Source organism: Candidatus Methanoplasma cognatum (assembly GCA_009777615.1).
Classification (GTDB): domain Archaea; phylum Thermoplasmatota; class Thermoplasmata; order Methanomassiliicoccales; family Methanomethylophilaceae; genus Methanoplasma; species Methanoplasma cognatum.
This window is the reverse complement of record WRLM01000003.1, coordinates 76,782-89,785: the sequence shown is the minus strand read 5'-3', so window position 1 is coordinate 89,785 and position 13,004 is coordinate 76,782. Positions and strand designations below refer to the sequence as shown.

Sequence of the window (13,004 nt, the reverse complement as noted above, 5' to 3'; positions counted from 1 at the left end):
TCACACCTTCCTGCCGAGCAGTTCTTCCGCCGCTGAGACCATTTTGTCCACGATCTCCTTCGCGTCGCCCGTGTAGTTAGCCGGATCCATCGCCGAAGCGATCTCTTCTTCCGAGACCACTTCCCTGACGTCCGCCCTTTCCAGAAGAGCCTCCTTTAGGCTGACGCCCCCTTCGACGGCGGCCACTGACGCCTCCCTTACCATCTCGTGCGCATCCTGCCTGCCGACGCCCTTCGTTGTAAGCATCATCATCACCGGTTCGGCCATGATGAGACCTTTGGATGATTCGATGTTCTCCAGCATCTTATCGGCGTGCACCTCCAGTCCTGAGAAGATCTTGTTCATCTTCAGGAGCATCTCGTCCAGAAGTATGAACGTGTGAGGTATAGTGAATCTCTCCGCGGCCGAGTTCGAAAGATCTCTTTCGTGCCAAAGCACCTGGTTCTCAAAAGTGGGTATGACGAACCCTCTGACGATCCTTGCCAGCCCGGTGACGTTCTCCGAGCCTATAGGATTCCTCTTTTGAGCCATTGTCGAGCTTCCTACCTGCTTCTCCGCGTCGAACGGCTCCGATGCCTCCCCTATCTCGGACCTCTGAAGGTTCCTAACTTCTGTGCTGTACCTTTCGAGAGAGGTCGCTATGTTTGCTAAAAGACAGATAAGTTCGGTATATCTGTCGCGGCCTACCACCTGCGTCGCAGCCGGTTCGTATGTAAGACAAAGGTCCCGCATCACAAGTATCTGGATCGTATTGAAGTTCTTGCCGAAGGCTGCGCCGGTGCCCACGGCTCCGGCCATCTTGCCGGCGCAGGCGCGGGGCGCGATCTCGAAGAGTCTCTCCTTGTGCCTGATCATCTCTGCGATGTATCCCGCTATCTTGAAGCCGAAGGTGATGGGGATCGCGAACTGCGCGTGCGTTCTTCCGATCTCCAGCGTATCCCTCTCTTTTTTAGCTATCCTCGCAAACGTATACAGCAGTTCGTCCATGTCGTCCTGGATGATCTCCAGCGCATCCTTTATCTGAAGGGCGGAGGCAGTATCGACAATGTCGTTTGATGTCGCGCCGAGATGCACATATTTCCCCGCGTCACCTTTACATTGTTCGGTCATCGCTCTGATCAACGCCATGACATCATGGCCGGTCTCACTTTCGATCTCTTTGATACGGCCTATATTGACGACGTCCAGCGATGCGACCCTTGCGATCTCATCTGCCTCGTCTTTACCGATGGTTCCCATTGCCGCATGCGCTTTTGCGAGAGCTGCTTCGACTTTCATCTGATATAAGATGCGGCCTTCTTCGGAGAAGACGCCTCTCATCTCGATGCGACCGTACCTGTAATCAAGGGGACAAATAGAGCCATCCATTTGATATCGGATGTCGGATTGAATAACATTATATTATATTTTTTACTGCATATCACAATCGATCCGGTCCGCAAAGGCCTTCGGATTCTGGATTAAGGCGGGGGAACAGATATCATGGAATTTATGAAACTGCGGACAGCCTACAATGGCGCCGAATACGGCAGAGAAACACTGGAGAACATTCTTGATATGATCAGGAATATGCCGGATAAAAAAGCGCTTTTCGACGGCGGCAACACATTATTGCATCTGGCTTCCGAAATGTTACATCTTTCCGCTGTGCAGTACCTCCTGGAAAGCGGATGCGACCCGAACATCAACAATAGTTCTGAAAAGACTCCTCTGATGCTCGTCGCCGGGCAAAAACAACTTTTGCTCACACGCCCCGCCGAGACCGCATATAAGATAACCATGGCGCTGCTGGATGCGGGAGCGAACGCGGCTGTAAAAGACAAAAACGGCGATCTCTCTTATCTGGTCGCGGCGAAAGCAGGTAACGGCGAGTTCATCAAAGCGCTTTTCGACAAAGGCATACGCATCTCGAGAGCCGACGAGCGAGGGAATAATGGCATACATCTGCTCATCGAATCCTTATACAGTCACATTAACAATCACAGGCTCGCCGTCGAAAGATACAAAAAAAGCGAATCCGCGGGCGCATCGCCGGAGACGCTTGAACATTACAAACATCTGGTGGACGAATACGGCAAAAAAATGGATTTTTACCTAAATGAGGCATTCGTCGGCGTAAAAGCACTCTTCGACTCAGGCGTGGACCCCGATGACAAAAATAGCATGGGTGAGACCGCCCACGTTTTGGCGGAACGGCGCGGTGCGAAAAAGATCGGCGCCCTTCTGAAGGGAAACTTGAGCGACGGGGGGCCGAACGAGGAACTCTTTGCGAAAGCGGGGGGACTTACGATGGTCAGGGCCGCATCGGGAGGCGATCACGAAGCGATACGCGCGCTGGTCGGGCTCGGGGCCGACGTCAATGCATTAGAGGATCTGTATGGTTACGGAGAAAGATCGCCGCTCGCAGAGGCTTGCAGGAACTGCGACCCCGGAACGGCGCGGCTTCTGCTGGAACTTGGGGCAGACCCCGGCCTGAAGACAGGCGAGGGGCGAACCGCCATAACCTGGCTCAGAGGAGGGAAGGATCCTTACAGCTTCAGTGAAAGTCATCCCTCCATGATAATAGACTTTATGGTCGCTTCCGGAATGGACATCAACGCGTCCGTAGATGATCTGTCTAACACCCTGCTTACATGGGCCCTCCGCGACAGCAGCGACATGGAGACCTTCTCAACACGCGAGACCCTTCGCTGGTACGTTATAAAATCTGCGATCGGTCACAACGCCGACGTGAACAAGTCGAATATCCTGGGACAAACCCCCGTCATGCTCGCATGCGCCGGAAATCCCAGTCACGGTATGCGTATGGCAGATGATATCCAGATTCTGCTGCTTGAGAAGGGCGCACATGCCGCCGCCAAAGATAAAGACGGAAATACGCCGCTTATTTATGCGGCGGGCAACTCTAACGCAAAAGCCGCAAAAGAAATGGCGGAGAATCTTTTTGATTTCGGCGACCCGCAGGCCGGCGCTGTAAACAACGCAGGCAAGTCCGCGCTGGATATCGCAGCGGAAAAGAACAATGACATGCTTGTAAAACTGTTGCTCAGCAGAATGTGACAGCGGCCAGATCTATTTGTCGACGGATGCTTCGCCGGCTTCGGTCTTTCAGGGTGGTTGATGCCCCTTAGAAATCTTTATAAATAATACCCTTATATAACGATTCGAAGTGGGCCATACTTTTGCTTATGGCTAAGTCGAACGAATGAGTGATGATTTATGGATGAATTTGAGGAGGAAATACAACAGGTTGATTCTCAGGAAGCACAGGAGTCAGCGTCACAGAACGCTGACGCTCTTGAAGAACAGGCAGCAGTGATCGAAACGTCTGCAGCGGAGACCGCGGAAATAACACCTGAAGAAGCAGTAGCTGAGGAATCGGCGGAGATCGTGGAAGCAGCGGAGACTGTAGAAGCGGAAGCTGAAGAAGCAGCAGTGGTTGTTGAAGCAGCGCCCGAAGAGATGGTAGCTGAAGAAACGGTGGCTGTAGAAACAGAGACTGAAGAAGCAACGGAAGTTGTGGAAGCAGCAGTGGCAGTTGAAGCAGCGCCCGAAGAGATGGTAGCTGAAGAAACGGTGGCTGTAGAAACAGAGACTGAAGAAACAGCAGTGGCAGTTGAAGCAGCACCTGAAAATGCGGTAGCTGAAGAAACAGCAAAAGTAGCAGACGTAGAGACAGAGACCGAAGCGGCCCCCGACGGAGGAGACGCGCCCCAGGAAGAGAGGCAGGTGTCTGCGGACGAACTCGCGAGCCTTGAACAAAAACGCAGCATTCTTAATAACGACGCCGAAAGGCACAGGCGCCTCCGGGACGAACTGAATAACCAGACCAAGGAATGGAAAGCGAAGAGGGACGCCCTGAACGTCAGGGTCCGCGAGCTTGTAGATGAGGCTGGAAAATGCAGGGAGGACAGGGACTCTTTCAACCAGAAAGTGAGAGAGACCAAGGTCATCAGGGATGAGAAGAACCAGAGAGTAACCGCTCTGAAAGAACAGATCGCCCAGTTGAGACCCGAGAGGCCGAGCGAGGATAAGAATGAGGTCAATGTGAAACAACTCAAGAAGCAGCTTAAAGACCTGGAGTATAGACAACAGACGGAATCCCTCGGCAAAGATAAAGAGAACGAGATCGTCAAACAGATATCTGTCATCGCAAAACAAATAGACGAAAGAGAGAAGAACCTTGAGCAGAACGGAGAGATCAAAGAGGTCATACTGCAGCTCAAGGAAGCAAAAGTGCAGGCGGAGACCGCCCACCGTCAGGTGTCAGAGCACGCCGAGGCCGCTCAGTCCTCGCACGACAAGATGCTGAAGCTTTACGAAGAGGCGGATACGCTGAGAAAAGAAGCGGATGCGGCTCAGGCAAAGTTCATCGAGTGCAAACAGGCTGCCGATGAGGAGCACAAGAAGCACATCGAGCAGATCAAATCCGTCCACGAAATGGATAAGGATGTCGCCGGAATAAGGAACAAAAAGACCGCTGCAAAGAAGAAGAGAGTGGACTCCGAATACAAGAAGGAGGCAAAGGACATCTTCGAGCGTTTCAAAGCGGGAGAGAAGCTCAGCACAGAGAACCTGATGGCTCTTCAGAAATCCGGTTACCTTTAAACAAAAACCCCTGCTTAGCAGGGTTCCCAAACATTTTATCAATTTTTCCTGCGTTAAAAGCGACATCTCGCTTCGTTGAAACGAAACATATCAAAGAGACGAGAGGTCACTTTTAACGAAATCGTTTGAAAGGTCACTTTTTGGCGGGTTCCCATTTGCAGCGCACAGGGGAGAGTATTGCGCCTTCCGCTTTGAGTTCTTTGAAGGCCTTGTCGACTTCTTTTCTGTCTATGCCGAGCTCCTTCTCCACTTCACCCGCACTCATAGGTTTTCCGCTCTTTCTCATTACATTCAAGACATCATCCTTGACCGCTATATTATCACCGGAATGAAATACAGGTGTGCGTTATTAAAACGATTGCCGTTCAACCTTCCGAAATGCATCAGTGACGGGAACCAAGCTTACAGATACGGCATTGGCTCTTCCCACTCCGCCGGGTTGTTTATTCGCTTATTCCGGACGGGGCGGAGAAGAATATATAAATATTCTATCTATAACAGATAAAAGAGCCGTTTTTTGCCGGTTAGATTTAGAAACACTTATATAGCTTCCTTGCCAATCCGTACAATCGGGGAAAAAGGTCAGTTCTGTAGAGTGCATCCCATCCCTTCTGACTGGCTGGCCTGTTCCCGCACTTACCACATTCTAAATATAATTGAAGCAATAGCGTGTGTATCTCATGGTTCTGGATGGATTGGGAAAATCTCTTAGGGATGTGATCGCGCGCATAGGAAGTTCTTCCGTTATCGACGAGGAACTCATCAGAGAGATATCAAAAGAGCTTCAGCGCGCTCTGCTGCAAGCGGATGTCAATGTCCAACTGGTTCTGGAGATCACTAACCGGATCCAGGAGCGCGCTTTGAACGAGAAGCCTCCTGCAGGGAAGAGCACAAAGGACCACATCATCCAAATAATCTACAAAGAGATGGTATCCCTTCTCGACAACGGCGAAGGTCTGCCCCTGAAGCCGCAGACCATCATGATGGTGGGTCTCTACGGCCAAGGAAAGACCACTACCACCGGAAAACTCGCCCTGTATCTTTCTAAGAAAGGATTCAGCGTGGGGCTCATAGGCGCCGATGTCTACAGGCCAGGCGCTTTGGACCAGCTCCAGCAGCTGGGAGAGAAGGTCAATGTGGAGGTCTACGGCGAACCCGGGAACACCAACGCGGCGGAGATCGTGAAGAACGGGAAGGCGAAGTTCTCTGACAAGAAGATAGTGATCATCGACACCTCCGGGCGGCATGCACTGGAGGACGACCTCATTAAAGAACTGAAAGACATCGCAGAGGTATCGAAACCCGATGAGAGGGTATTGGTCCTGGATTCACAGGTGGGGCAGCAGGCGGGGCCGCAGGCGGACGCTTTCCACAAGGCGGTCGGCGTGACCGGGGTCATCCTGACGAAAATGGACGGCACCGCAAAGGGCGGCGGCGCTTTATCCGCCGTTGCAAAGACCGAAGCAAGAATAATATTCATCGGTACCGGGGAGCATATACGCGACCTCGAACCATTCAATGCCGACAGATTCATATCTAGGCTGTTGGGAATGGGTGACCTCGCTTCTTTGGTGAGAATGGCAAAGGACGAGATAGGCGACGATGAGGTGATGGAGCAGCTTGCGAGGAACATGATGTCAGGAAGGTTCACCCTCTCGGACATGTATCAGCAGATGGCCGCCGTCACCAAGATGGGGCCGCTCCAGAAGGTCATGTCCATGATACCGGGTTTCAGCAATATGGGGGACAGGATCGACTACGAAGAATCTCAAAAGAGGCTCTCTAAATTCAGAGTGATAATGGATTCCATGACAAAGGAAGAAAAAGACGAACCCAACTTGATAAAGGGGAAACGCATAGAAAGAATCGCCAAGGGGGCCGGGGTCCCGACGCACGATGTCAGGGAACTCCTCAAGCAGTACAATCAGAGCAAAAAGATGATGGGCTCGTTCGGCAAAGACCGTAAACTGCGCAAACAGCTGATGAAGCAGATGGGAAACATAGATATGGACGACCTAGAGGACGCGCAGTGATCAGATGAGATACTTTGTGATCGTCGGCCACAAGGCAGTGACCACCGGAGATTTCAAACTTGACGACATCGCCGGCGGCGCCGGAAGACTGGACATACTTGTGAGGTGCGTCAATTCAGCATTCTTCCTCAGCCATGACATAAGACGGGACACTGAACTGTTCCTTGTGCTTCAGGGAGGGTATGACCCCCCGAAGACAGTGAGGTTCTCCGGGAACGAACTGAGATACCTCAACCCGGACGAAAGGAGTACGTCATCTCTCATAAGGAACGCCCTCATGAAAAAGATAGAGGGGGCAGAGACGAGATCGTCGCCGGGGATATCCGTTTCCAAGATGTCCTTTGCAGAGGTGATAAGGATGCTCTCGGAAAAAGGGAAGATAGTCTACCTGAAAGAGGACGGGGCCGATGTAAAGGACGGCAGGCTGCCCGATGATCCCGTGTTCGTGATGAGCGACAATTCGGACCTGACGGAAGACGAGGAGCGTGTTCTGTCGGAGCATTGTCCCGAGAAGGTATCGGTCGGGCCTCACAGCCTCCATGCGGACCACTGCATCATACTGATCCACAACGAAATAGACAGAAACCACTCCTGAATCCTTTTATGCTTGACGGGAGATTATGTCATATGGCGGATCAACCTGAAAGGATACCTCAGCACAGACACTGCCGCGGCTGCGGCAAAGCCTTCGTCGGCGAGGGAGAGTTCTGCAATGAAGGATGCAAAAATTCGGCCGGCGCAGGTGCGAAGAAAAAAGTGAGGAAGCTTTTCTTCATCTGGATCGCAATAATTGTTGCGACGATCGCCGCTATAGCCCTGTTTTATCTATAATGGGAGCTGTCTTATTCCGAGGTTCCGTTATAGGCCGGAGGTGTGTCTTATGAGATCTGTTGTGGCCGGTACTTTCAACATCCTGCACGAAGGCCATAAACAGCTGATAAAAAGAGCCTTCGAGGTCGGAGATGAAGTACTGATAGGGATAACGGCAGACGGCATGGCATCCCGCAAGGGGGGCGGCTACATCCCCATCTACCTCAGAAAAAAGGAGCTGGAGGCTTTCCTGAACGGTATGGACAAACCCTGGGAGATGGTCGAGATCAGCGATATCTATGGACCGAGAGAACAGATGGACGCCGCTGACATCCTCGTTGTGTCAGAAGAGACCGCACAGAACGCCGAAGAAGTGAACCGTGAACGAATGTCAAGAGGCGTCAGGCCGTTTGAGATAGTCGTTTTACCGCTTGTGAACGCCTACAACGGCGAGAAGATAAGCTCTACCGGCATAATGAGCGGCGGATATTCCAGAGAGGGGCGCGGTGACACTGTGAGGATCGCGGTCGGGTCCGTGAACCGGGTCAAGATCGAGGCGGTAAGGGCCGTGATGGAGGGAATATTCGGCAGCGCTATCGTCATACCGGTTGATACGGAAAGCGGGGTTCCCGAACAGCCGTGGGAACTCGATACACGCACGGGTGCGGTCAACCGCGCCGCGGCCGCTTTAGGGGACCGCGACCTTTCCGTCGGGATAGAGGCTGGCGTGTTTCCTACGGATGACGGACTCTATGATTTCCAATACTGCGCCATACTCGACAAGGACGGAAGGATGACGGTAGGAATAGGCCCAGGCTTCAGGTACCCCGATGACGTCGCCGCGCTGGTGTCGGACGGCATGACTGTGGGGGAGGCCGTGCACAGACTTTACGGTGATCCCGACATAGGGAATAAACAGGGGGCGGTCGGGTTGCTGAGCAAAGGGTTGCTTGACAGGAAGGCATTGACAGAACAATCTGTGATCGCCGCAATGATACCGCGCATGGGGGATCTGCGGCCGCTTTAAGTTATCAGGTCTTTGTCAGCGATATTGCCTTTTCAAGCACCTTTTCTGCATGTCCCTGGACCTTCACGCCTTTCCATGCAGCTTCTACGACGCCGTCCCTTCCGACAATGAATGTGGATCTTATCGTTCCCCGGACCTCTTTGCCGTACATCATCTTGGTGCCCCATGCCCCCGCCCTTTCCGTCAGGTCATGATCGGGATCGCTCAGAAGCTTCACTTTCAGCGAGTTCTTCTCTTTGAATCTTTGGTGCGAAGCGGCGCTGTCTTTACTTACCCCGATGACAGGTATGTTCCTCAGCATGAATTTAGGATACAAAGAAGAGAAATCAAGCGCTTCTTTAGTGCAGCCGGAGGTCCCGTCCCGCGGATAGAAGTAAATGACATACCTTATGCCATCCAGGGATCTGCTGTCGAACAGCTCATTGTTCTCATCCCTGAGAGTGAATTCCGGGAATCTGTCGTTCACTTCCATCAGAACAGGCTCCCTTTCCTCTCATCGGCAATGCGGGACAGATCGATCTCGAACATCGCGACGGGATGTGTTATCTCATAATCGGTTATGACTTTGGGAGATAATTCTCCGAAGAATCCTATATTGTCATCTTTCGAAGAAACGAAGGCCCCTCTCCCCTCGATGAACGTCCTGTATCCGCAGGGAGATATGCTGTACTTCATGCCCATCTCTCTGACGACGGATTCCGTGATCGACTTTATCTCGGTGAAAGATGTTTTTGATGAGGTGATCATCCCGCAGAGACGGGGGGCTGTGCGGTGCTCGTCTGAGACAAAACCGATCTCGAATATCTTCTGCGGAAGGTCTCTGTGCTTATTGTGGCGGAGTATCCTCATCAGACTGGGCATAAGATATGACCTCAGGCAGGTGTGGTCCTCAGTTATGGGGTTGGTGATGCGCGTGGATATCTTCACAGGAAGTCCGGAGATGTCGAACTCATCCTTTTGGTTGCTAAGCGTCAGCGTTGTGACCTCAGTGAAGCCCAGGCCGATCATGATGTCCCTCGTCTTATCGGAGAATGATGTCACCGGCCCCAATTTTCCAGGCGTCTGCCGCGATGTGTAAGGGCCCCCGAAGCGTCCGAACCCGTAGCCTATGGCGACGTCTTCAAAGATGTCCACTTCGTGCATTATATCCAGTCTCGTTGACGGGATCAGCACTTCTATCGCGTCCCCCTCGACGGTAGCGGCCATCCCCATCTTTTCGATCGCTTCCTTCATCCCGCTTCCGGACAGGTCCAAGCCCAGGAACCTGTTGCATTCTTTCACCGATATTACGGATCGCGTTCCGCTCAGATCGGGGGAGCAGTGCTGTTCGCAGCCCTCCATTCTTACTCTGCATATCCTGCCGCCGCGTTCCGCCAATGCGGTCGCTACGATATCGAGCGCCCCCTTCACGACCTTTCGGTCTGTGCCGGTAACGTCTATGAAAATATTCTTCGTATCCGGCCTGACAGCCGTCAAAGTGCCGTTTATTATCGGCGGGAATGACAGCACTTCGCCGTTCTTATCGAAAATTATAGGATATCTTTCCTTTCCTTCCAGAAGGTGCGCGTATTCCTTTCCTTTGTCATGGACCTTCAATATCGTGCGGAGATCCATTTCCTCGGCGCAGTTAAGAGGAACGAATGATGCTTCGTCTGGTCTCACTGCAGTATATCTGAACGGCGGCTCCACTTTGTCCAGATCGTGGACTCCGATGGCAAGTTTGCTTCTTTTTCTGCCGATGGTCATATGGAGTTTCTCCTGAAGCTCCATCAGAGATCTTATGAGATCGTCGGTCATGCTGATATCCCTGACCGCGGCGCAAGCGAAATGCGGTCTCACGTCAAGCACCGGCGCCTCCGTCACGGCGACTATGTCCGAATCCCCCAAAGCATATCTTTTCAGTCCGGGCTCTATGCCCAGAAATGCCCGGAGCGACCTTGCTAGCCCTTCCGCCGAGAACATGTCGGGCCTGTCAGGGAAGAATTCGACGGACATGTCGTCCGCGCCGCCCTCGGTCTGGTGCATATCGGCGCCGATCAGAGGTATCCTCTCAATCAGGACCTCCTGAGATACCTCTTTGCCCAAAAGGGAGCAAAGGTCGCTGTATTTGAAATTGATGACCGGCATCTTATCAGCGTCCGAGTTCCTGATGCGCCTTCCCGAGGTGGCCGGCCGCTTGGGCGGATATGGTCGACAGTTCCCCCGCAAGCACGGTGGCCGCGACTATCTCGGCCAATTTCTTGGCTTTTTCATCCCCGAGGCACCCGATAATGCTGAGCGCCTCCGACTGCGAAGGCAGCCTGGTGCCTCCGCCGACCGTCCCGACCTCCACCGACGGCATCCTCACCGATATGTAGAGATTGCCGTTGATATTCTCACACATGGTCGTGGTCATGCTTCCGCTGACCACCTGCGCCGGGTCCTGCCCCGTTGCGATGTACACAGCGGCGAGCATGTTCGCGGCATGAGCGTTAGCCCCGAGGGTCACGGACAGCGAGCTTCCTAGAAGGTTCTTTCTCGTATTGGTCTCCACGATCGAGTCTGTGGAGGCGTGAAGCCTCTTTTCGACTATCTCTTTCGGAATGAGCGCTTCAGCGATGACGGTCTTACCTCTGCCTCTGATCATGTTGATCGCCGCCGGCTTCTTGTCGCTGCACATATTCCCGGATACGGACACCATCACGGCGCCTGTATTGGTCTCGATCTCTTTGCAGACCGCTTCAGTGGCGATCGTAGCCATGTTCATTCCCATCGCGTCTCCCGTTCCGTATGTGAAGCGGATGAAGAGGTTCCTTCCTGCCGGATATGATTCCACGGAAAGGAGTTTTCCGTGGTTCGTCGTGGTGTCCACCACCGACGCAAGAAGTCCCATGTTTCGGTCGATCCATTCCATGATCTGTTTGCAGTGGTCCACTCCGTCCGTTCTGAAAACAGGCGCTCTGGTCATACCGTCCTGAAAGATCTTCACTCTGGCGCCGCCTCCGTCATTGATGACGGACATCCCTCTCGATATTGATGCGGTAAGCGCGCCTTCGGTGGTTGCCAGCGGAACGAGGAACTCCCCTTTAGCATGGTCTCCGTTGATGACGATCGGACCAGCGAATCCCAGAGGGATCTGCGTTGCACCGATCATATTCTCAATGTTCTTGGACGCTTTCTCCGAATCAAAACAGTATTTGGAGATGCTTTCGAGGCTGGCTCCAGTGAATTCTTCAACCGCTTTCCGTCTTTCATCGACATCGGCATGAGAGTATCCTCTGTTCTTCAGACCCCTCTTTTCTTCCATGTCACTACATTATCTTTCTGATAATATAATTATCGAACATTAAATATGTGGAACGGCCTATCATCGGTTATGAGCGAAACGTCCGACAGGATAAAGAACATGGTCCCTAAACCCATGACATATCTTAGGACGATAATCAACCTCAACGAGGACACGAGGCACGACAAGCTTGACAGACTCATCACAGGGATATTCCCGTATTTCCTGGTCATATGCTCGGTATTCACAATTATTCTGACGATCTATCTTGAAAATTACTCCTTCACGGGGATACTGTTCGGAATATGTCTCGGATTCGCCCTGGGGTTCTTAATGCTGGGGATGGCCTGCGTCTTTCTTTCAGACAGGGGCGTGATAACCTGGAAGTATGTCGTTCCGATTGTATCGCTGCTGCCTGCGCTGGTCGCGGTCATTCTGTCCATAGTGGGGTCTGACATAGGTTTCAACGAATTCATAGTGAAATACTTCGACGTTTTCGGAGAGAACACAGACCTTGTCGCCCTTATGGTGAGCACATATTCCATAACGTTGATGACCTTCTTCGTTGCATATGGCGTAGTCTCGGTCATAGTGGGGTATTTCAGAAGTTATTTCTACAGAATACTTAGAGCGTTGGAGCGTCCGCCGGAAGAGAGGAAGAACCATGTCCCGGAATGGCTGTTCCAGATACCTGAGATCATCGATATAAAAACGATAGAGTTCGAGCCGGATGCCGATGACGAAAAATTCAACACCAAACTTTTCCTGAACACCGCTTTCAGCCTGTTCGCGCTGGGGATCGTGATTTGCTCATATATTTTCATAAATCCGCTGTTCCTTCAGATAATCCCCTCCGAAGACATGCTTCTGATCGGAATGCTGCTGTCACTTTTCATATCTCCGCTGGTCATCCCGTGGAGCATAGTCAAGTCCATTGGCGCTAAGGTGACATCCGATGCGCCCCGCGACTTCTACCTTTGGAAGGGCATGAGAGGGAGACTGTACCAGGGGTTCTTTGCAGTCACGTTCTTCATGATGCTTCTGACGCTGTCAGTATACCTGGGAATGGATTTCATGAGGATCCTCAACACATATCTGGGATATGTCGCGTTCATGGGAATCGTGTCTATGATAACATCCTTCGTCTACGTGAACACTTACTACAAAGGGTTCAAGAACGGCATCATCAAAAGCTATCTTCTGTCAAAGGAAGAATGAGTTCGGTTCATAATCATTATTAATGCCGCCGTGTTCATTGTTC

General features: G+C 52.2%; 12 protein-coding genes. 7 read left to right on the top strand and 5 right to left on the bottom strand.

The window, feature by feature from the left end:
* The gene (purB, locus tag FWG96_04745; protein MCL2032556.1) at positions 1-1,368 is read right to left on the bottom strand and encodes an adenylosuccinate lyase; all 1,368 of its coding nucleotides are present in this window, start codon (positions 1,366-1,368) and stop codon (positions 1-3) included.
* A gap of 114 nt (positions 1,369-1,482) precedes the next feature.
* On the opposite strand from purB, the gene FWG96_04740 reads away from it, so the two are divergent.
* On the top strand, positions 1,483-3,060 hold the full coding sequence (locus FWG96_04740; protein MCL2032555.1) for an ankyrin repeat domain-containing protein: 1,578 nt from the start codon (positions 1,483-1,485) through the stop codon (positions 3,058-3,060).
* A 159-nt stretch (positions 3,061-3,219) separates the two neighbouring features.
* Positions 3,220-4,608, top strand: coding sequence for a phosphoserine phosphatase (locus tag FWG96_04735; GenBank protein ID MCL2032554.1), 1,389 nt, complete (start codon positions 3,220-3,222; stop codon positions 4,606-4,608).
* Positions 4,609-4,741: 133 nt separating this feature from the next.
* Here FWG96_04735 and FWG96_04730 read toward each other — a convergent pair whose 3' ends face one another.
* Positions 4,742-4,873 (bottom strand): transcriptional regulator, encoded by a 132-nt coding sequence (locus FWG96_04730; GenBank protein MCL2032553.1) that lies wholly within the window; start codon positions 4,871-4,873, stop codon positions 4,742-4,744.
* A 415-nt stretch (positions 4,874-5,288) separates the two neighbouring features.
* Here FWG96_04730 and FWG96_04725 point away from each other — a divergent pair, with 415 nt between their 5' ends.
* The 4 genes from FWG96_04725 to yjjX are packed head-to-tail and all read left to right on the top strand — an operon-like array spanning position 5,289 to position 8,478.
* Positions 5,289-6,641, top strand: a complete 1,353-nt coding sequence (locus FWG96_04725; GenBank protein ID MCL2032552.1) for a signal recognition particle protein Srp54 — start codon at positions 5,289-5,291, stop codon at positions 6,639-6,641.
* 4 nt (positions 6,642-6,645) lie between these two features.
* Complete coding sequence (gene trmY, locus FWG96_04720; GenBank protein ID MCL2032551.1) at positions 6,646-7,236, top strand: tRNA (pseudouridine(54)-N(1))-methyltransferase TrmY; 591 nt, start codon at positions 6,646-6,648, stop codon at positions 7,234-7,236.
* A 32-nt stretch (positions 7,237-7,268) separates the two neighbouring features.
* A complete protein-coding gene (locus FWG96_04715; protein MCL2032550.1) occupies positions 7,269-7,472 on the top strand; it encodes a DUF2116 family Zn-ribbon domain-containing protein in 204 nt (67 codons plus the stop codon).
* Between the two features lie 49 nt (positions 7,473-7,521).
* Positions 7,522-8,478: an inosine/xanthosine triphosphatase gene (gene yjjX / locus FWG96_04710; protein MCL2032549.1), complete on the top strand. Its 957-nt coding sequence runs from the start codon at positions 7,522-7,524 to the stop codon at positions 8,476-8,478.
* A 4-nt stretch (positions 8,479-8,482) separates the two neighbouring features.
* Here the strand turns inward: yjjX and FWG96_04705 are convergent, their stop codons facing one another.
* From FWG96_04705 to hmgA, 3 genes are read right to left on the bottom strand one after another with little or no spacing between them, the layout of a single operon-like run.
* Positions 8,483-8,950 (bottom strand): peroxiredoxin, encoded by a 468-nt coding sequence (locus tag FWG96_04705; protein MCL2032548.1) that lies wholly within the window; start codon positions 8,948-8,950, stop codon positions 8,483-8,485.
* On the bottom strand, positions 8,950-10,605 hold the full coding sequence (pheT, locus tag FWG96_04700; GenBank protein MCL2032547.1) for a phenylalanine--tRNA ligase subunit beta: 1,656 nt from the start codon (positions 10,603-10,605) through the stop codon (positions 8,950-8,952). The genes FWG96_04705 and pheT overlap by 1 nt, the downstream gene beginning before the upstream one ends.
* A gap of 4 nt (positions 10,606-10,609) precedes the next feature.
* Positions 10,610-11,764 (bottom strand): hydroxymethylglutaryl-CoA reductase (NADPH), encoded by a 1,155-nt coding sequence (gene hmgA, locus FWG96_04695; GenBank protein MCL2032546.1) that lies wholly within the window; start codon positions 11,762-11,764, stop codon positions 10,610-10,612.
* A gap of 69 nt (positions 11,765-11,833) precedes the next feature.
* Here hmgA and FWG96_04690 point away from each other — a divergent pair, with 69 nt between their 5' ends.
* The gene (locus FWG96_04690) at positions 11,834-12,961 is read left to right on the top strand and encodes a hypothetical protein (GenBank protein ID MCL2032545.1); all 1,128 of its coding nucleotides are present in this window, start codon (positions 11,834-11,836) and stop codon (positions 12,959-12,961) included.
* Positions 12,962-13,004 lie beyond the last annotated feature (43 nt).